The organism is Roseivivax sp. THAF30 (genome assembly GCF_009363575.1).
GTDB classification, from domain to species: Bacteria; Pseudomonadota; Alphaproteobacteria; order Rhodobacterales; family Rhodobacteraceae; genus Roseivivax; species Roseivivax halotolerans.
Map to the genome: position 1 here is coordinate 223,643 of NZ_CP045389.1, position 17,971 is coordinate 241,613.

Here is a 17,971-nt window from a genome sequence, read left to right on the forward strand (position 1 = left end):
CATGGCGAAGGCAGCGCTCGCGAGGGTTCTTTACCCGGTCGAGCGCTGGCTCGACCGCCTCCGCCCCAAGCGGCGGACGGATAACCTCGTCATCGACCCTTATCTCGGCTACGCGACGGCCTCGGAGATCATACTCCGGGGCCGCGTCCTGACGGCCCTCCGGCGAACCAATCCGTCGCCCGAAGGGTCGTGGTGGACGAACCTGCGGCAGATGCTGTCGCTGTTCCTGACCCGCGAGGTCGCCGACATAGGCGTCACCGCTGGCGGGACCGAAGCCCGCACCGACGAGGAGGGCTATTTCGACCTGCATCTTCCTCGCGAGGATGCCGCTCCGGGCTGGGTATCGGTGCCTGTCACGGTCGAGGACGGTGAGACGCGCGAGCTGGAAGCCCTCGTTCCGCCGCATGATCCACCCTTCGCGGTGATCTCCGATATCGACGACACGGTGCTCCAAACTGGGGCCTATTCGCTTCTTCGCAATCTGTGGACGTCGCTGACCGGCAATGCGCTGACCCGCCACATCTTTCCCGATGCCGTCGCCTTGGTGCGCGGGTTCGAGGCAGCGGGCGCGCCAGTCTTCTTCGTCTCGTCCTCGCCGTGGAACCTGCACTTCTTCCTGCGCCGCATCTTCGAGCGGCACCATATGCCGAAGGCGCCGATGTTCCTGCGCGACCTCGGAATGTCGCGCACGCAGCTCATCTCGGGCACGCATGGCGACCACAAGGGCGGCTCCATCGACGTGCTGTTGGCCGCCCTGCCGGAGACGCCGTTCGTTCTGGTCGGCGATACCGGCCAGCACGATCCGCAGGTCTATCTCGACGCCGCGAAGCGACATCCGGGCCGCATTACCCGCGTGATCCTCCGCGAGCCGGGCAAAGGCGCGGGTGCCAAGGACAAGGCGGCGATGAAGGCGCTGGAAGCGATCGACGTGCAGGTGGAAAGCGCCAGGGATTTCTCGAAGATCTCGCCGGTCGGTTAAAACGCGGAGACGAGGTCCGATCCCATCCGGATCGCTGTTGCCAGGAGGAACAGCCCGAAAGCGAGCCGCAAGGCGCGGCGCGGGATGGCATGGGCGATCATCACCCCGACCCGTGCGAAGGTGGTCGAAAGCGGGATGATCACCGCGGCAAGAAAGAGGTTCACATAGCCCAGTGAGAAGGGCGGCAGGCCCTCGGCGCCGAACCCGGTGGCGGCGTAGATCAGCGCGCCGGGAAGGCCGATGATGAAGCCGATCGCGGCCGAGGTGCCGACCGCCTTGCGGATGTCGTAGCCGAGAAAGCTTAGGAGTGGGACGCAGACCGTGCCGCCGCCGATCCCCATCATCGCCGAGATTGCCCCAGCGACAACGCCGAGCCCCGCCCAGACCGGGCGTGAGAAGCTGCGCGGATTGGGCTCGGGGTTCGGGCTTCGCAGGATCATGTCGGCCGCCACGGCGAGCGCGACGACCGTGAAGACGGCGATCAGGGCATAGCCCGACACGACCCCGCCCAGAATGCCGCCGATGACCACGCCAACAAGGATCGCCGGGGCCCAGAGCTTCAACACCGAGAAATCGATCGAGCCCTTCTTGTAGTGCCCCCAGCCAGAGGAGAGCGAGGTGAAGACGATGGTCGCAAGCGAGGTGCCGACTGCCACCTGCATGATCAGCGCGGGGTCCATGTCGGTCAGTGACAACGCGATATAGAGCGCAGGGACAATGACGATGCCGCCGCCGACGCCGAGTAGGCCCGCGAGCACGCCGCCCACGACCCCGGCCCCGGCCGCGACGCCTGCCAGCGTCAGAAGCGTTGTCATGTCGAGACCGTCCATGCGTGACCTCTTGCTCTCAAGAAAAAATGCCCGCGCGAAATGGCGCGGGCTGGGCCGGTGCCGACCCTAGACCGGGGTCACCCGGAAAGACAAGGCGCTCAGGAGCGTACCTTGTCCTCGTAGGCCTGCGCGATCTCGCGGGTGATGCCGCCGACCTCGAAGGTGTAGTCGCCGATCTGGCCGACAGGCGTGACTTCAGCGGCGGTGCCAGTGAGCCAGCATTGCTCGAAGCTCTCGAGTTCCTCGGGCATGATGTGCCGCTCGTGCACCTTGATCTGGCGCTCTTTCAGCATCCCGATCACGGTCTGCCGCGTGAGGCCGTTGAGGAAGCAGTCGGGATCGGGCGTGTGCACCTCGCCATCCTTCACGAAGAAGATGTTCGCGCCGGTCGCTTCTGCGACGTAGCCGCGGTAATCCATGAAGAGCGCGTCCGAGCAGCCCTTGGCCTCGGCGGCATGCTTCGACGTCGTGCAGATCATGTAGAGACCGGCGGCCTTGGCATGAACCGGGATCGTCTCGGGCGAGGGGCGCTTCCACTTCGAGATATCGAGCTTGGCGCCCTTCATCTTCGCGTCGCCGTAATAGCTGCCCCATTCCCACGCCGCGATGGCAAGGCGGACTGGGTTCCGCGCGGAGGCGACACCCATATCCTCGCCGGCACCGCGCCATGCGACAGCACGCACGTAAGCGTCCGTCAGGCCGTTTGCCTTCAGCACCTCGGCCTTGGCGGTCTCGATCTGGTCGACGGAGAACGGAATGTCGAAATCGAGGCAGCTGGCGGAGTAGTGAAGCCGTTCCGAATGGTCCCGGCTGAGGAAGATCTTGCCGTTATAGGCCCGTTCGCCCTCGAACACCGAACTGGCATAGTGCAGCCCGTGCGTCAGCACATGCACATTCGCCTCGCGCCAATCCACCATCCGGCCATCCAGCCAGATCTTACCGTCGCGGTCGTCATAACCTCCGGCCATCGCGAGACTCCTCATTCGCGTTTTCATTTGTTGCGTGGGATACGTCCGGTTCGGACATAAAGTGTCCCAAAATCTGCGAGTCGCTACCAGTTCATGGTTGGAATGTCAACAAGACTGACTTAATGTCCTGAAAAAGACTTGAGGGACACACATGGCCGATCAGGACCACGCCTCACCGGCCGGCGGGGAGACGCTTCTCTTTCTGACGGACGAACAGCTTCGTCAGGGGATCGAGGCGATGTTCTTTGCCTATCGTGGCTTCACCGCCGACCCGGACATGATCCTTGCCGATTACGATTACGGTCGCGCGCATCACCGGGCGCTGCATTTCATCAACGGGGCCCCCGGAACGAACGTCAACAACCTGCTCGCCATCCTCGGTGTTACAAAACAATCGCTTAACCGTGTCTTGCGCACTCTGATCGGAGACGGTCTTGTTGAAAGCCGGGTAGGGCGGTCGGACAAGCGCGAGCGGCATCTCTACCTGACCGAGAAGGGAGCGGCCCTCGAGCGGGCCTTGTCGGACGCGCAGCGCGCGCGGATGCGCAAGGCTTACCGGGATGCCGGGCCCGAGGCGGTGGCGGGGTTCAAACGCGTTCTCGAGGCGATGATGGATCCCGAGATGCGGCGCAGATATCATGCGCTCAGGGAGGGAAGGGGATGAGCGATCCAGACGCACATCTGCTGATCGTCGATGACGACGAACGCATACGCGGGTTGTTGCAGAAGTTTCTCGTACGCCACGGGTTTCTCGTAAGCGCGGCGCGCGATGCGGCCCATGCGCGACGTCTCTTGCAAGGGCTCGAATTCGACATGATCGTGCTCGACGTGATGATGCCGGGCGAAGACGGCGTGAGCCTGACGCGGCATATCCGCGAAAGCGCTCTGACGCCGATCCTGCTTCTGACCGCCAAGTCCGAGACCGAAGACAGGATTTCAGGGCTGGAGGCCGGGGCGGATGATTACCTCACCAAACCCTTCGAGCCGAAAGAACTTCTCTTGCGGATCAACGCGATCCTGCGGCGGATGCCCGAACCTGCAGCGGATGCGGCCAAGCCGAAATTCATCACGCTCGGGCCGATCCGCTACGATATCGACCGGGGCGAGATGTGGCGCGGCGAGGAGGTCGTGCGGCTCACCGCCACCGAAACGCAGCTCATGCGGATCTTTGCGAAAACTCCCGGCGAGGCGCTGACCCGATCGCAACTGGTCGAAGACCTTGGCCGCGACAAGGGCCAGGCGCAGGAGCGCGCGGTCGACGTGCAGATCACGCGGCTCCGCCGGAAGATCGAGGTCAATCCGAAAGAGCCGCGCTACCTGCAGACCGTGCGGGGCGCGGGCTACATGCTCTCGCCCGACTGAGGCTCAGAGCTTGTCCATCGCCTGTGCGAGGTCGGTGTCTCGGTCGGTCAGTCCGCCCACGTCATGGCTTGTCAGCGTGACGGTCACGCTGTTGTAGACATTGGACCATTCGGGGTGATGGTCCATCTTCTCGGCATGGATTGCCGCTTTCGACATCCAGCCGAATGCACCCACGAAATCCTCGAACTTGAAGGTCTTGGTGATGCCCTTGCCGTCATCGGTCTTGGACCATCCGGCGTCGAGCACGGGCTTGAGATCGGCGTCGCTGAGTGTGTCGGTCATTCCTGCTCCTCTGGGTTGGCTTTGCGGAACGGGCCGTAGGAGGTGAGCACTTCGATATCCTCCTCGATGGCCCGGCGCTCTGCCTCAAGGTAATTCGCGACAGCGCCCGAGAAACCCTCGTCGGCAATCCAGTGCAAGGAATGCGTCTCGGTCGGCATGTAGCCGCGCGCGAGCTTATGCTCGCCCTGGGCGCCCGCTTCCACGGTGGCGAGGCCATGCGCGATGGCATAGTCGATAGCCTGGTAGTAGCAGGCCTCGAAATGCAGGCAGGGGTGGTGTTCGGTGCAGCCCCAATACCGGCCATAGAGCGCATCGCGACCGATAAAATTGAGCGCGCCGGCGACGTAGCGCCCCTCGCGCTCGGCCAGAACCAGCATCACGTCCTCGCGCATCGTTTCCTGTACAAGGTCGAAGAAGGCGCGCGTGAGGTAGGGCGTGCCCCATTTCCGCGCGCCGGTATCCTGGTAGAACTGCCAGAAGGCATCCCAATGCTCGGGCCGCAGGTCATCGCCGGAAATCTGGTGGATCGTGCCGCCGAAGTCCTGCGCCTGCCGCCGCTCTTTCCGCATGGTTTTGCGCTTGCGCGAGGAGAGCGAGCCGAGGAAATCGTCGAAACTCTCATAACCGTCGTTCCGCCAGTGAAATTGCTGGGTCACGCGGTGCAGAAGCCCCATATCCGCGCCGCGCAGAGCCTCGTCTTCGGTGCAGAAGGTGACGTGCAAAGAGGACAGCCGGTTCTCCGCGCCGATCTGGATCGCACCCTGAAGAAGCGCACCGAAGCCCACCTCTTCCATGCCCGGCCGCGTCAGAAGCCTCCGTCCCGTCGCGGGAGTGAACGGCACGGCGATCTGTAGCTTGGGATAGTAGCGCCCGCCCGCGCGCTCATAGGCATGGGCCCAGTTGTGGTCGAAGATGTATTCGCCCTGGCTGTGCCCCTTGGCATAAAGCGGGGCGACCGCGATCACCTGCCCGTCGATTTCGGCGACAAGATAACGCGGATCCCAGCCCGTCCCGGTGCCGACGGAACCGGATTGCTCCAGCGCATAAAGAAAACGATGCGTCGTGAACGGATCGTTCGGCGGTCCGCCATCCGATGTCTCCGGACAGGCGCAGGCATCCCAGACCTCCGGCGCGATATCGCCGAGGCTCTGGTACAGGCTTACGGAAATGCTGCGGTCGGTCTGCCCGTCATCCATGGCGCCCAATCCCCTTTCCGGCCAGTATCTGGCCCGGCGTTCAGGTCGATCAAGCGTCGTATCCCTCGAAGGTCACGTTGTCGGCAACGCTGCGGGCGTCTGCCTCCTCTTCGGGTGATCGGATCGTCCAGCACAGGATCGGCAGACCTGCGCGTTTGATCTCGGCGATCCGCGGACTTCTCAGCCCCTTTCTGTCATGGCTGACGAAACTCGCGCCGACGTTTTCAAGATCGGGGATGGCCGCAAGGCGCTCGCGGGTGGCGGCGGGAAGGATGGGCCAGTCGGATTGCAGGAAGGCGCAGGTCGTCAGGCCGCGCGGAATGTCCGGCAGAAGGTCGGCGCACCGGGCGACGCTGTGAGGATTGAACGACATGAGCGCGACCGGTCCGTCATAGCCCGCAAGCGCAGCCGCTGCGGCGTCCTCCAGAGGGCCGACATCGGGGCCCATTGCGCCGTCTTGATCCTTGATCTCGATCAGCAGTGGGGCACGCCCGTCGACGAGCGACAGGATGTCGGCCAACGTCGGTATCGGCTCGTCACCGTAAAGGAGCGGGATCGTCGTCAGGTCCGAGCTGTCGGTCTGGCGAAGCGGGCCGCATTGCCCGGTCAGCCGCCGCAGGTCGTAATCATGAAAGACCATCGCCACGCCGTCGCGCGAGAGCTGCAGATCGAGTTCTATGCCGTAGCCCTTCGCGATGGCGGCCTCGAAGGCCGCGCGGCTATTCTCGGGCCGCGAAAGGCGCGCGTCGTGGAACCCGCGATGCGCGATCGGGCGATCGAGGAAGGCGCGCGGCAGGGGCGGCATCGGTCAGGCGATCTCGAAGATGCCTTCGATCTCGACCGCGACGCCCATCGGCAGGGACGCCGCCGAGACCGCCGACCGCGCGTGCCGCCCAGCCTCTCCGAAGACCGCGACCATCAGGTCGGACGCGCCGTTCACGACCTTCGGTTGATCGGTAAAATCGGCGGTGGAATTTACGAAGCCCACGAGTTTCACCACCCGTTTGACACGCCCCAGATCGCCGCTGCAGGCCGCCTTGGCCTGCGCGATCAGCGACAGCGCGCAGCGCTCCGCCGCCTTTGCCCCGGCGGCGACATCGAGATCCTGACCGAGTTTGCCGGTGATGAGGCCGTCCGCATCCATGCTGATCTGGCCCGAGATGTGAAGAAGCGGCCCGGCCATCACGTACGGCACGTAATTCGCGGCAGGTGCGGGGGCGTCGGGCAGACTGTGGCCAAGCTCGGCCAGGCGGGTCTCGATATCATTGGGCATTGGTGGTCTCCGATCACGTCTTTGAAAGGACGCTAGTCGCGACAAGGGCGCTGCGAAAGGGCGTTTTTGAAAGACGGGCTTCGCGGAATGCGCGCGTCATGTAATCGGTGAGCGGCTTCAGCAGATAGGCAAGGGGCGTGCGCGCGCCGGTCTTCAGGAAGGCCTCGACCGGCATGCCGGGCACGAGCGAGACACCCTCGGGCAGCGTGTCTTCGGCGAACGCGATCTCTGCGCGGTAATAGCTGCGGCCAGATTGCTGCTCTGTCAGCGCATCTGCCGAGACCCAGGACACGGTGCCATCGATCCGGGGCGTGCGCCGCTGATCGAGCGCGGTGAGGCGCAGCGTGACCGGCTGGCCGGGCCAGACACGGTCGATCTCCGACGCCGCGATCTGGGCCATCACGCGGAAACTCTGGTCCTGCGGAACGAGCGTCATGATCGGATCGCGCGGCCCGATCACCGCCCGTGCGGCGGTGACCCGCAGATCGTGCACCACGCCCGCAATCGGCGCGACGATCTCGAGCCTGCGGCGATCCTCGGCCAAGGCCGCGCGGCGGGCGTCCAGGAGACGCAGATCGGCGCTCGTGTCCCGCAATTCCGCGATGACCTCCGCTCGGCGCTCTTCCTCGAGCCGGGCGGCCAGTGCATCGACCTCCTGGCTTTGCATCCGCGTGGCGCTGGCTTGCACGGCGAGCGTGTCGAGCCGTGCATCGAGCTGTGCCGCGGTTCGCTGAAGGCCCCGCACGCGCGTCATCTGCACCAGCCCCTGGTCGAGGAGGCTCTGCTGGTCGCCCAGCTCTTCGCGCACGATGGCCCGCTCCGCGATGATGCCCGCGCGTTCCGTCGCGTGGGCGCGCAGCTCTTCGGCGAGGCGGGCGCGCATGATCTCGCGCTCGCGTGTCTCCTCCGCGCGGGTGCGGGCACGGGCATCGAAGAGGTTTTCCTGCCCGGTCGCAAGTTCGGCCACAGCCGGATCGGTCTTGGCCCGCGCGAGAAGGGGGGCCGCGAAGGAGAGAGTGTCGCTGCCGTCCCGCTCCGCCTCGAGCCGGGCGCGGCGGGCAAGGAGTTCGAAATACTGGCTGTCGGCCTCCGCGATCTCTGCATCGAGCCGGGTGGGGTCGAGCCGGACGAGTGTGTCGCCCGCCGCGACGCTGTCCCCCTCACGCAGGGGAACCGCTGCGACAACTCCGCCTTCGGGATGCTGGACGACGACCTCGTCCGTCGCGACCTCGATCACCGCCGGAGCGATCACCGCGCCCTCGATGCTCGCCGTCGCGCCCCAAAGGCCGAGGCCGCCCGCAAGGGCCGCAAGAACGGTGAGCCCGCCAAAGATCGGACCTTTCAGCGAATAGGAACGCCCGCTCATCCCGCCGCGCCTTCCGCACCTCGAACGGCAGGCGCGAGGCTTGCATGGTTGGCGACGCGCGCGCGCAAGACCTCTTCGCGGGGGCCGAGCGCCGTGCGCTGCCCCGCTTCGAGCATCATCAGGACATCGCATTCGGCGATGGCTGAAGGTCTATGCGCCATGATGATTGCCGCGCCGCCTGACGCTTTCACGCTACAGACGGCGGCGTTGAGCGCGGTCGCCCCCGGGTGGTCGAGATGCGCGTCGGGCTCATCGAGAACGAGCAGCACCGGATCGCCGTAGAGCGCCCGCGCGAGGCCGATCCGCTGTGCCTGCCCACCCGAGAGAGGCGCGCCGGGGGCGGTTATCTGGGTCTCGTATCCTTGCGGAAGGCTCAGAATCATCTCGTGCACGCCGGCTGCCTTGGCCGCTTTCAGGATCGCCTCGGCATCGGGATCTTCGTCCATCCGGGCGATATTCTCCGCCACGGTGCCATCGAAGAGACTCACGCGCTGTGGCAGGTAACCGATCAATCGCCCCAGGCGTTCGGGATCGTAACGGTCGAGCCGCGCACCGCCGAGGCGGATCTCACCGATCCGCGCAGGCCAGAGGCCGACCAATGCGCGGGCGAGCGTGGTCTTGCCGGCGCCGGACGGCCCGATGACGCCGAGCGCCTGGCCGGGCGCGATCTCGAAGCTGACATTGCGAAGCGCGGGATGCGCTTGCCCTGGCGGCAGAATGGTCACGCCCTGCGCCTCGATGCGGCCTTCGGGCCGTGGCAAGGCGAGGAGTTCGGGCGCTTCGGGCTCGGTGTCCAGCGATCGGCTCATGCTGCGCCAGGCGGCAAGCGCGGTGGAAAGGAGCCGCCATTGCCCGATCACCGCCTCGATCGGCGCAAGCGCACGGCCCAGAAGGATCGATGCCGCGATCATCGCGCCGGGACTGACCATTCCGGCGATGGCAAGCCATGCGCCAAGACCGAGCATCGCCGACTGCAGGAGAAGCCGGATCGCGCGCGCCGTGGCTGTGAACCCGCCGACCCTGTCCGAAAGCATGACATGATCGTCGAGCGCGGTGCGTCTGCGGCGCAGCCAGCGATCCTCGAGACTGCCGCGCATTCCGAGTGCGAAAATGGTCTCGCGTTCCCCCTTGGCCTGCGCCTCGAGTCGCTGCGTGCGGGTCTGCTCTGCAGCGAGGCCGGATTCCTGCGGCGTCGTCGTCCAGCGCTGCGTCAGCGCGATCAGCACGAGGACCGCGCCGCCCGTCAGCGCAAGAAGGCCGAGCCACGGATGGAAGAGCGCGATGACCAGGAGAAACAGTGGTGTCCAGGGAATGTCGAAGACTGAGGCGGCGGCCGTCGAGGACAGACCACGGGTCACGGTCGACAGCGCCTCCGGCCCTGGAGCCGGACCTTGATGCATGTTGTCTTCAGTCTGTGCGAGGGCGAGGCGGAAGGCGACGGGATCGAGCCGCGCCTGAAAGCTCGCCGCGATCCGCGACAGCGCCCGGCTGCGGAAGGCATCGATGAGCCCCATCGCGGCATAGAGAAACAGCGCGAGCGCCGACAGCGCCACGAGCGTCTCGACCGAACCGGAGCCCAGTACGCGGTCGTAGACTTGCAGCATGTAGAGGGGACCGGTGAACATCAGAAGGTTGATCGCGGCGCTGAAGAGCGCCACGGCAATCAGCCCGCGCCGCACGCCCCGCCGCGCGCGGCGCAGCTCTGCCCTCGTCGATTCGCCCCTCGATACCATCGCGTCCGATCCCCGTCCGGGACGCACCTTACGCTACGGTATGTTACCTGTCCATTTACGGCTGCGCGCCGCGTGACGGGGTCAATTGCCGAAGAGATCCCGCAACACCGAATCGATGATCGCGCCCACCGGGTCCTGCGGTTGCTGGCGCCGCTGCGGTTGCGGTTGGGGTTGCTGCTGCGGCTGGGGTTGCTGCTGGACCTGCGGCTGCGGTGCCTGCGGCACCGACATCGGCAGATCGCGCACGGGCAGGCCGTCATGGACCCGTGCCATCGTCTCGCGCCAGATCTCGGACGGCAGACCGCCGCCGGTAACACCGCTCAGAGGCGTGTTGTCGTCATAGCCCATCCAGACACCGGCCACGTAATCAGCGGTGAAGCCCACGAACCAGGCATCGCGCTGCTCGTTCGAGGTGCCGGTCTTGCCGGCGGCGGGTCTGCCGATCTGCGCCCGCGTTCCCGTGCCTTCGGAGATCACCTTCTCCATCATGAAGACGAGCTCACGCGCGGCTTCCTCCTGGATCACGCGCTCCCCGATGCCGCCTTGCACGTCGAGCAAGGGCTCGTTGTCGCCCTGGTAACGCAGCTGGTTGACGCCGTAAGGCTTGACCGAGGAGCCGCCGTTGAGAATGCCCGCATAGGCGCCCGTCATCTCGAGCAGCGTCGATTCCGACACGCCGAGCGCGACCGACGGGGTGTCCACCACGCGGCTGTCGATACCGAAATCCGTGGCGACGCGCGCCACGAGGTCGCGCCCGACGCTCTCGGAAATCTTCACCGCGGGAATGTTCAGAGAGCGCTTCAACGCTTCCGTCAGCGTGACGCGGCCGGCGTAGTTTCTAGAGTAGTTCTCGGGGCACCATTGGCCCGACCCCGGAATGTTCATGCAGAATGGCTCGTCGACCACGGTATCGTAGGGGCTGTAGCCGAGCTCGAGCGCGGTTGCGTAGACGAAGGGCTTGAAGGCTGACCCGGTCTGGCGCTTGGCCTGTGTGGCGCGATTGAAGACGCCCGACACGCCCGTCTTGCGTCCGCCGACCATCGCGCGCACCGCGCCGTCCGCGGACATCACGACGATCGCCGCCTGCGCCTTCGAGCCATCGCGGACCTTCTCGTCGAAGATCTGGATCATCGCATCCTCGGCGGCCTGCTGCAGGCGCGGGTCTAGCGTCGTGGTGATCTCCACATCCTCGCGCGAGGAGACATCCGCAAAGGGTGGGAGCGTGTCCATGATCCAATCGGCGAAGTAGCCGCCATCCCGGCGTTCGGCCGCCCGCGAGAGCGTCGCGGGGTTGGCTCTCGCGGTCTGCGCTTCGGCAGAGGTGAGGTATCCTTGGTCCTCCATCAGCCCGATGACCACGTTCGCGCGGTTCTGGCTGCGCTCGAGATCATTGGTGGGCGCAAGTGTCGACGGGGCCGTCAGAAGCCCGGCGAGCATCGCGGACTCGGACGGCTCTAGAAGCGCGGCGGGTTTCGAGAAATAGCGCTGCGACGCGGCCTCCGCGCCGTAGGCGCCGCCGCCCAAATAGGCGCGGTTGAGGTAGATCGAAAGGATCTCGTCCTTGCTGTACTTCGCCTCCATCGCCAACGCGTAGATCGCCTCGCGGGCCTTCCGCGCGATCGAGCTTTCCCGGCAATCGGCAATGTATTGGCTTTCCGTTTCCCAGACCGAACTGTCGTAGCGCACGCCGAGGCAGAGCAGTTTCGCCGTCTGCTGCGTGATGGTCGAGCCGCCATGACCCGAGAGGGGGCCACGCCCTTCGCGAAGGTTGATGCGAATGGCCGAGGCGATGCCGCGCGGGCTGACACCGACATGCCAGTAAAACCGTCGGTCCTCTGTCGCGATGACTGCGTGCTTGAGGTGACGCGACACGGTGTCGGCGGTGACCACGCCGCCGAACTGATCGCCGCGCCAGGCGAACACCTCGCCGTTCCGGTCGTAAAGCGTCACGGACCCGTTCGCGCGGCCGTCGAGAAATTCATCGACAGGGGGAAGTGTCGTGTAGGTGTAGCCGACCCATAGCCCGACCAGCAGAATTGCCACCAGGGCGACGCGCGACGTGACAACCCAAACAAGCCGCATCAGGAAGCGGAAAAGCCCAAGGATCATGGCTGCGATCGGGTTGAGCTTGCGTCCGCCGCCGCCGCGACCGCCACGCTTTTTCGGAGGCGTTTTGCGGGCTTTCGGTTTGGCCGGCTGTGCCTTGCCCTTGGCCGGCCGCCGGTCGGCGACAAGCCTGCGCTTGTTCTTCGGTGAATCGCTCATGGGTCCTGCCGGGGCCTCGTTCGTTTCGGGGAAGATAAACCTTCGGCGGCCGGATGTGGACAGAGCCTCGCGGATTTTTCAGAGTTTTATAAGTGCTCAATTCTTGTGCGTTTAGTCTGGAGCGCACAAAAATTATGCGAAAACTCAGGGGTGACGGCTCGAAAACGGGCGTTTTCCTTCCCCTAATCCCTCCGTCTTTCTTTTCTGCAGCTGCGAATTGCAGGTTCCGGCCTGCCAAACCGAAAGGGACGAAGGTGAAACTCATCATTGCGACGATCAAGCCGTTCAAGCTGGAGGAGGTGCGCGAGGCGCTCACCGCCATCGGCGTGCGCGGCATGATGGTGACCGAGATCAAGGGCTTCGGATCGCAGTCCGGCCACACGGAAATCTATCGCGGCGCGGAATATGCCGTGAATTTCGTACCGAAGATCAAACTCGAAATCGCCGTTGCAGCCTCGATGGCCGACCAGGTGATCGAGACGATCGCCAAGACCGCGAAGACCGGCAAGATCGGCGACGGCAAGATTTTCGTGCTCGATGTGGGTCAGGCGATCCGCGTCCGGACCGGCGAAACCGACGCGGACGCGCTCTGAGCGCGCGGCGGCTCGCCAACAAGATCACAAAGGGAAACGGACACAATGAAACTTTTCAAGACACTCGCTCCGGCCGTCGCGCTTGCCGCGCTCCCGAGCCTCGGCCTCGCCCAGGAGGCAGAGGCCGCGCCGGACATCAATCCGTATATCTTCACCACCCTGCTGTTCCTCATCGGCGGCTTCCTGGTGTTCTGGATGGCAGCGGGCTTCGCGATGCTCGAGGCCGGCCTCGTGCGCTCCAAGAACGTCACGATGCAGCTCACCAAGAACATCGCGCTCTTCTCGATCGCGGCCATCATGTACTGGCTCGTCGGCTTCAACCTGATGTATCCCGGAGATGGCTGGATCATCCCCGGCTATGTCGGCGGCTTCTTCAACATCACCTCGCTTGAGCCCGTGGGTCTCGACGCGGCCGATGCCGCGCTCGATTACGCATCGGTCGGCTCGGACTTCTTCTTCCAGCTGATGTTCTGCGCGACCACCGCGTCGATCGTTTCGGGCACCCTGGCCGAGCGTATCAAGCTGTGGCCGTTCCTGATCTTCGTCGTCGTGCTGACCGGCTTCATCTATCCGATCGAAGCATCCTGGCAGTGGGGTGGCGGCTGGCTCTCCGAAGCGGGCTTCTCCGACTTCGCAGGCTCGACGCTGGTACACGCAGCCGGTGGCTGGGCGGCTCTCGCGGGTGCCCTTATCCTCGGTCCGCGCCTCGGCAAGTACTCCAAGGATGGCCGCACCGTGCCGATGCCGGGTTCGAACCTCGCGCTCGCCACTCTGGGTACGTTCATCCTGTGGCTCGGCTGGTTCGGCTTCAACGGCGGCTCGCAGCTCGCAATGGGCACCGTGGGTGACGTCACCGATGTCAGCCGGATCTTCGCCAACACCAATATGGCCGCTGCCTCGGGTGCGGTTGCCGCGCTGATCCTCACGCAAGTGATGTACAAGAAGCCCGACCTCACCATGACGCTGAACGGCGCCCTCGCAGGTCTCGTGTCGATCACGGCAGAGCCGCTCGCTCCGTCGCTCTTCGGCGCGCTTCTCACCGGTGCGGTCGGCGGTGTGATCGTGGTCTTCACCGTGCCGCTGCTCGACAAGCTGAAGATCGACGACGTCGTCGGCGCGATCCCGGTACACCTCTTCGCCGGTATCTGGGGCACGCTCGCCGTGGCCTTCTACACCGGCAACTGGGGTGCACAGATCATGGGCATCGTCTCTATCGGCATCTTCACCTTCGTGGTCTCGGCCATCGTCTGGTTCATCCTGAAGGCCCTCGGCGGCATCCGGGTGTCCGAAGAAGCAGAGATCGCGGGGCTCGACATGTCCGAGCTCGGTATGGAGGCATATCCCGAGTTCTCCAAGGGCTGAGCTCCTCCCTCACAGCCTTTGAATGACGGACCCGGGCGAGCGATCGCCCGGGTTTTTTGCTGTCAGGAGATCCGGCGGCACCGAGCGCCTTCGAGCCGCAAGCGACACTCGACGCACAGAAGCGGCAGCGCGACGCGAGACGCGGCGAGCGTTACGGGCAGAATCGCGTCGGGCCTGACGAGGAACATCGCCTCGGCCAGCGCCGCCTCGCGTTCGGCCTCGAGCGAGACCAGCAGGAACCGGCAGAGCGCGTCCTCGTCCGGCGTCAGCGCCGCATCGCCGGGATCGCCGAGACGCGGCATGTGCCAGGCGCTTTTCCGCAGGATCCTGTCGAGATCCTCGAACGCAGAGAGGCAGGCGCGGGCTCGTCCCGCACCGAGGTCATGGCAGAGCCCGGACCAGACCTGAGCCTGAGCCTCGGCCCCCTCCGGCCAGAGCCGGAGCATCACGAGAAAGCGTGCTTCGGGACTGCGAAGCATCTCGATACGCCGCGTCGCGATTTCGGAGGAAACGAGGGTCTGATGCATGAGCGGTCCTTTCGCGATTATTCCTGATTAAAACAATCAGAAAAGTCAATCGCGCCATTGCTTGCTGAGGAGCCGAAGGTCGAAGATCCGCCGATTGCGGCGCGACTTTTCAAAAAAGTCAGTTCCGCTTCGCGCCATGTCGCGCTAGCTCAAGTTACATGGATGTCGTTGTCGTCATTGCGATTATCGCGGGATTGTTCATCGTGCTCGGCGTGGCTGAACCGCTCGCCGGTCGCTTGCGGCTGCCTTACACGGTGATCCTCGCGCTGATCGGGATCGTGATCGGCCTTCTTGCCTCGTTCTTCCTCAGAACCGAGCTGACCGATGCTCTGAACCCGGTCGCGAATGCGATCCTCGATTTCCCGATCCGCTCGAACGTCTTCCTTTATGTCTTCCTGCCGACGTTGCTGTTCCAGGTGACGCTTGGCATGAACCTGCGCCGCATGGCGGACGATTGGGTGCCGATCCTCGTCCTTGCCGTGGTCGCGGTCTTCTTCTCGACGCTGGTCGTAGGCTACACGCTGTCGCTGGTCAGCGGGATGGAACTTGTGGCCTGTCTTCTACTGGCGGCGATCGTATCGACGACCGATCCGTCGGCGGTTGTCTCGATCTTCCGCTCCATCGCCGCGCCACGGAGGCTTGCGCGCATCATCGAAGGCGAAAGCCTGATGAACGACGCCGCGGCCATCGCGCTCTTCGGTCTTCTGATGGGCTTCGTGATGCAAGGGGTGCCGGACCCGACATGGACCGGGGCGCTCCTGAGGTTTCCCGGCCTCATCTTCGGCGGTGCGGCGGTCGGGTTCCTGCTGGCGAGGGCGACCGTCTTCGTGATGTCCTTCTTCGATCGCTACGAGGCGGCGCAGGTGTCGCTCTCGGTGGCGCTACCCTATCTGGCCTATATCGCCGCCGAGCAGATGCTCGGGGCTTCGGGCGTCATCGCCGTGGTCGCCTCGGGCATGACGATGACGGTGGCGGCCCCCGGTGCCATCAGCCCGACGAGTTGGAACAACATGCGCGAAGTCTGGACGCTGTTGTCGCACTGGGCGGGCGGCTTAATCTTCGTTCTCGCCGCACTGCTGATCCCGCGCCTTTTGCAGGATGTGACGCTTCTCGATATCGGCCTCATCCTCGTCGTCGCCGGGGCGGCGCTTGCGGCGCGGGCGGTGATCCTGTTCGGGCTTCTGCCCCTCCTGACGCTGGTGCGCCTTTCTCCGGCGGTGGAGCGGCCCTACCGCACTGCGATCCTCTGGGGCGGCTTGCGCGGCGCGGTGACGCTGGTGCTGGCGCTCGCCGTCACCGAAAGCCTGCGCGTGCCCGAAGAGACGCGCCGCATGATCGGCATCCTTGCCACGGGCTATACGCTGTTCACGCTGATCGTTCAGGGCTCGTCGCTGAGATGGGTTATCAGCAAGCTGCGGCTCGACCGTCTCTCGCCGCTCGACGCTGCGCTGGCAAAGCAAGTCATTGCCGTGGCGCTTCAGGCGGTCCGCGAAGAGGTTTCGGAGACCACCAAGAACTACGACATCAGCCATGACATCGCCCGATCCGAAGCCAAGAGCTTCGGTGAGCGGCTCGACGGGGCGGTCAAGGAGGCCGAGAACTCCGAAGACGTCCTTGATCGCGACCGGATCACGCTGGGCCTCGTTGCGTTGGCCAGCGCGGAGCGGGACATCGTTCTGGAGCGCCTGAAAGAGCGTGCCGTCTCTTCGCGGCTCGGAGACCGCATCCTGTCGGACGTGGACCGGCTGGTCGAGGCGGCGCGGCAATCGGGCCGCTTCGGATATCGCCGCGCCGCGCGTCAGGCGGTTGGGTTGAACCTGTCCTTCCGAATTGCGGTGCGGCTCTTCAACCGCGCGCGCATCTCCGCGCCACTCGGGCGGCTGACGGCAGACCGCTTCGAGGTGCTGCTGTTGCAAGGCCTCGTCCTGCGCGATCTCGACGGGTTCATCGACCGGCGCATCCGGCGCATTCACGGCCGGCGCGTGGCCGAGCTCTTGCACGAGCTTCTGGCGCGGCGCGCCGAAATGGTCGAACAGGCGCTCGACGGTCTGCGCCTGCAATATCCCGGGTATGCCGAGGAACTCGAGCGCCGCTTCATCCGGCGCACGGCGCTGCGGCTGGAGAAACGCGAATATGACGAGCTTCTCGAGGAAGGTCTGATCGGGGTCGAGCTGCATACCGACCTGATGCACCGTCTGGCCCGCCGCATGGCGCGCGAGGATCGTCGGCCGGCGCTCGATATCGTACTGCAAAAGGCGGAGATCGCGCGGCAATTCCCGCTTTTTTCGGAACTCGACGATGCGACGCTGCAGCGTCTCTCCAAGGCGCTGATTACGCGCTACGCCTCCGAAGGCGACATGATCCTCAGCCATGCCTCGGTGCCGGAGACGGTCTATTTCATCGCATCGGGCGCAGTCGAGCTCCGTACGCGCGGCGTGTCCTACCGGCTTGGCCGGGGCGAATTGTTCGGCCAGCTTGCCATGCTCACGAAATCGGCGCGCAAGACCGAAGTGCGCGCGATCGCACCTTCGACGCTGCTCGCCCTCGACGAGCGGCGATTCCGCCGGCTCCTGCGCCGCTCGACCGCGCTGCAGGACGCGGTGCGCGAAAGCGCCGAGAAGCGCGGCATCAAGGTGCCCTATCTCGACGAGCTTCAGGAGCAACGCGAGGTGAAATCATCGGGCAAGCGCACTAAGTCCCCCGGATGGACAGAGACGCGCGAAGAGGATAGCCACGACGGTCATGGCAAAGAAGAAAGACGATAACCCGAATTACAAGGTGATCGCCGAGAACCGGCGCGCCCGCTTCGACTATCAGATCGAAGAGGATGTGGAATGCGGGATCGTGCTCACGGGCTCAGAGGTGAAATCCCTGCGCCTCAACCAGGCGAACATCGCCGAGAGCTATGCCGAGGTGAAGGATGGCGAGTTGTGGCTGATCAACAGCTACATCGCGCCGTACGAGCAGGCGATGTTCGGCCACGAGGATCGCCGCCCGCGCAAGCTTTTGGCCTCCCGGCGCGAGCTGGCGCGGTTCTGGAACGAGACGGCGCGCAAGGGCATGACGCTGGTTCCGCTGGTCCTTTATTTCAATCATCGCGGCATGGCGAAGATCAAGGTGGCGCTGGCCAAGGGGAAAAAAACCCATGACAAGCGCGAAACCGAAGCCAAGCGCGACTGGAACCGGCAGAAGCAAAGGCTTTTGAAAGAACATGGCTGAGCTTGCCTCTGCCCTG

At 64.9% G+C, this 17,971-nt stretch carries 17 protein-coding genes; 7 read left to right on the forward strand and 10 right to left on the reverse strand.

Features of this window, described 5'->3' with window-relative positions; all coding sequences use genetic code 11:
* The first annotated feature begins 1 nt into the window (after window position 1).
* Complete coding sequence (locus tag FIU91_RS00950; protein WP_152461069.1) at window positions 2-979, forward strand: App1 family protein; 978 nt, start codon at window positions 2-4, stop codon at window positions 977-979.
* On the opposite strand, the gene FIU91_RS00955 is transcribed toward FIU91_RS00950, so the two are convergent.
* On the reverse strand, window positions 976-1,809 hold the full coding sequence (locus tag FIU91_RS00955) for a sulfite exporter TauE/SafE family protein (protein ID WP_152461070.1): 834 nt from the start codon (window positions 1,807-1,809) through the stop codon (window positions 976-978). The genes FIU91_RS00950 and FIU91_RS00955 overlap by 4 nt on opposite strands.
* A 98-nt stretch (window positions 1,810-1,907) precedes the next feature.
* A complete protein-coding gene (locus FIU91_RS00960) occupies window positions 1,908-2,777 on the reverse strand; it encodes a branched-chain amino acid aminotransferase (RefSeq protein ID WP_093012112.1) in 870 nt (289 codons plus the stop codon).
* A 151-nt stretch (window positions 2,778-2,928) separates the two neighbouring features.
* Between FIU91_RS00960 and FIU91_RS00965 the strand changes: the two genes are divergently transcribed.
* Together FIU91_RS00965 and FIU91_RS00970 are read left to right on the forward strand one after the other, a co-directional pair.
* Window positions 2,929-3,441 carry a MarR family winged helix-turn-helix transcriptional regulator gene (locus tag FIU91_RS00965; RefSeq protein WP_093012115.1) on the forward strand — a complete coding sequence of 171 codons (513 nt, stop codon included), beginning with the start codon at window positions 2,929-2,931 and terminating at the stop codon, window positions 3,439-3,441.
* Entirely contained in the window at window positions 3,438-4,139 is a 702-nt protein-coding gene (locus FIU91_RS00970; RefSeq protein WP_093012119.1) for a response regulator, read from the forward strand. The genes FIU91_RS00965 and FIU91_RS00970 overlap by 4 nt, the downstream gene beginning before the upstream one ends.
* 3 nt (window positions 4,140-4,142) lie before the next feature.
* Here FIU91_RS00970 and FIU91_RS00975 read toward each other — a convergent pair whose 3' ends face one another.
* The 7 genes from FIU91_RS00975 to FIU91_RS01005 form a co-directional block, all read right to left on the reverse strand.
* Window positions 4,143-4,421, reverse strand: a complete 279-nt coding sequence (locus FIU91_RS00975; protein ID WP_152461071.1) for a 4a-hydroxytetrahydrobiopterin dehydratase — start codon at window positions 4,419-4,421, stop codon at window positions 4,143-4,145.
* Window positions 4,418-5,617 carry a GNAT family N-acetyltransferase gene (locus FIU91_RS00980; RefSeq protein WP_152461072.1) on the reverse strand — a complete coding sequence of 400 codons (1,200 nt, stop codon included), beginning with the start codon at window positions 5,615-5,617 and terminating at the stop codon, window positions 4,418-4,420. Before FIU91_RS00980 ends, FIU91_RS00975 begins: the two co-directional genes overlap by 4 nt.
* Window positions 5,618-5,666: 49 nt before the next feature.
* On the reverse strand, window positions 5,667-6,422 hold the full coding sequence (locus tag FIU91_RS00985) for a glycerophosphodiester phosphodiesterase family protein (RefSeq protein ID WP_152461073.1): 756 nt from the start codon (window positions 6,420-6,422) through the stop codon (window positions 5,667-5,669).
* Between the two features lie 3 nt (window positions 6,423-6,425).
* On the reverse strand, window positions 6,426-6,890 hold the full coding sequence (locus FIU91_RS00990) for a RidA family protein (protein ID WP_152461074.1): 465 nt from the start codon (window positions 6,888-6,890) through the stop codon (window positions 6,426-6,428).
* A 13-nt stretch (window positions 6,891-6,903) separates the two neighbouring features.
* Entirely contained in the window at window positions 6,904-8,256 is a 1,353-nt protein-coding gene (locus tag FIU91_RS00995) for an HlyD family type I secretion periplasmic adaptor subunit (protein WP_152461075.1), read from the reverse strand.
* A complete protein-coding gene (locus FIU91_RS01000) occupies window positions 8,253-9,989 on the reverse strand; it encodes a type I secretion system permease/ATPase (RefSeq protein WP_152461076.1) in 1,737 nt (578 codons plus the stop codon). The genes FIU91_RS00995 and FIU91_RS01000 overlap by 4 nt, the downstream gene beginning before the upstream one ends.
* Before the next feature lie 81 nt (window positions 9,990-10,070).
* Window positions 10,071-12,254, reverse strand: a complete 2,184-nt coding sequence (locus tag FIU91_RS01005; protein ID WP_152461077.1) for a transglycosylase domain-containing protein — start codon at window positions 12,252-12,254, stop codon at window positions 10,071-10,073.
* 254 nt (window positions 12,255-12,508) lie between these two features.
* Between FIU91_RS01005 and FIU91_RS01010 the strand changes: the two genes are divergently transcribed.
* Window positions 12,509-12,847 carry a P-II family nitrogen regulator gene (locus FIU91_RS01010; protein WP_093012143.1) on the forward strand — a complete coding sequence of 113 codons (339 nt, stop codon included), beginning with the start codon at window positions 12,509-12,511 and terminating at the stop codon, window positions 12,845-12,847.
* 45 nt (window positions 12,848-12,892) lie between these two features.
* Window positions 12,893-14,209 carry an ammonium transporter gene (locus FIU91_RS01015; protein ID WP_152461078.1) on the forward strand — a complete coding sequence of 439 codons (1,317 nt, stop codon included), beginning with the start codon at window positions 12,893-12,895 and terminating at the stop codon, window positions 14,207-14,209.
* A 62-nt stretch (window positions 14,210-14,271) separates the two neighbouring features.
* Here the strand turns inward: FIU91_RS01015 and FIU91_RS01020 are convergent, their stop codons facing one another.
* Window positions 14,272-14,736, reverse strand: a complete 465-nt coding sequence (locus tag FIU91_RS01020; protein ID WP_216651618.1) for a hypothetical protein — start codon at window positions 14,734-14,736, stop codon at window positions 14,272-14,274.
* 158 nt (window positions 14,737-14,894) lie between these two features.
* Between FIU91_RS01020 and FIU91_RS01025 the strand changes: the two genes are divergently transcribed.
* Together FIU91_RS01025 and smpB are read left to right on the forward strand one after the other, a co-directional pair.
* On the forward strand, window positions 14,895-17,501 hold the full coding sequence (locus FIU91_RS01025; protein ID WP_152461079.1) for a cation:proton antiporter: 2,607 nt from the start codon (window positions 14,895-14,897) through the stop codon (window positions 17,499-17,501).
* Window positions 17,479-17,955, forward strand: a complete 477-nt coding sequence (smpB, locus tag FIU91_RS01030) for an SsrA-binding protein SmpB (protein ID WP_152461080.1) — start codon at window positions 17,479-17,481, stop codon at window positions 17,953-17,955. Before FIU91_RS01025 ends, smpB begins: the two co-directional genes overlap by 23 nt.
* The last annotated feature ends 16 nt before the right edge of the window (window positions 17,956-17,971 follow it).

Bases quoted from the DNA above. Each gene is read 5' to 3' on its own strand.
- FIU91_RS00950 (WP_152461069.1), top strand. From the start codon at position 2: ATGGCGAAGGCAGCGCTCGCGAGGGTTCTTTACCCGGTCGAGCGCTGG.
- FIU91_RS00955 (WP_152461070.1), bottom strand. From the start codon at position 1,809: ATGGACGGTCTCGACATGACAACGCTTCTGACGCTGGCAGGCGTCGCG.
- FIU91_RS00960 (WP_093012112.1), bottom strand. From the start codon at position 2,777: ATGGCCGGAGGTTATGACGACCGCGACGGTAAGATCTGGCTGGATGGC.
- FIU91_RS00965 (WP_093012115.1), top strand. From the start codon at position 2,929: ATGGCCGATCAGGACCACGCCTCACCGGCCGGCGGGGAGACGCTTCTC.
- FIU91_RS00970 (WP_093012119.1), top strand. From the start codon at position 3,438: ATGAGCGATCCAGACGCACATCTGCTGATCGTCGATGACGACGAACGC.
- FIU91_RS00975 (WP_152461071.1), bottom strand. From the start codon at position 4,421: ATGACCGACACACTCAGCGACGCCGATCTCAAGCCCGTGCTCGACGCC.
- FIU91_RS00980 (WP_152461072.1), bottom strand. From the start codon at position 5,617: ATGGATGACGGGCAGACCGACCGCAGCATTTCCGTAAGCCTGTACCAG.
- FIU91_RS00985 (WP_152461073.1), bottom strand. From the start codon at position 6,422: ATGCCGCCCCTGCCGCGCGCCTTCCTCGATCGCCCGATCGCGCATCGC.
- FIU91_RS00990 (WP_152461074.1), bottom strand. From the start codon at position 6,890: ATGCCCAATGATATCGAGACCCGCCTGGCCGAGCTTGGCCACAGTCTG.
- FIU91_RS00995 (WP_152461075.1), bottom strand. From the start codon at position 8,256: ATGAGCGGGCGTTCCTATTCGCTGAAAGGTCCGATCTTTGGCGGGCTC.
- FIU91_RS01000 (WP_152461076.1), bottom strand. From the start codon at position 9,989: ATGGTATCGAGGGGCGAATCGACGAGGGCAGAGCTGCGCCGCGCGCGG.
- FIU91_RS01005 (WP_152461077.1), bottom strand. From the start codon at position 12,254: ATGAGCGATTCACCGAAGAACAAGCGCAGGCTTGTCGCCGACCGGCGG.
- FIU91_RS01015 (WP_152461078.1), top strand. From the start codon at position 12,893: ATGAAACTTTTCAAGACACTCGCTCCGGCCGTCGCGCTTGCCGCGCTC.
- FIU91_RS01020 (WP_216651618.1), bottom strand. From the start codon at position 14,736: ATGCATCAGACCCTCGTTTCCTCCGAAATCGCGACGCGGCGTATCGAG.
- FIU91_RS01025 (WP_152461079.1), top strand. From the start codon at position 14,895: ATGGATGTCGTTGTCGTCATTGCGATTATCGCGGGATTGTTCATCGTG.
- smpB (WP_152461080.1), top strand. From the start codon at position 17,479: ATGGCAAAGAAGAAAGACGATAACCCGAATTACAAGGTGATCGCCGAG.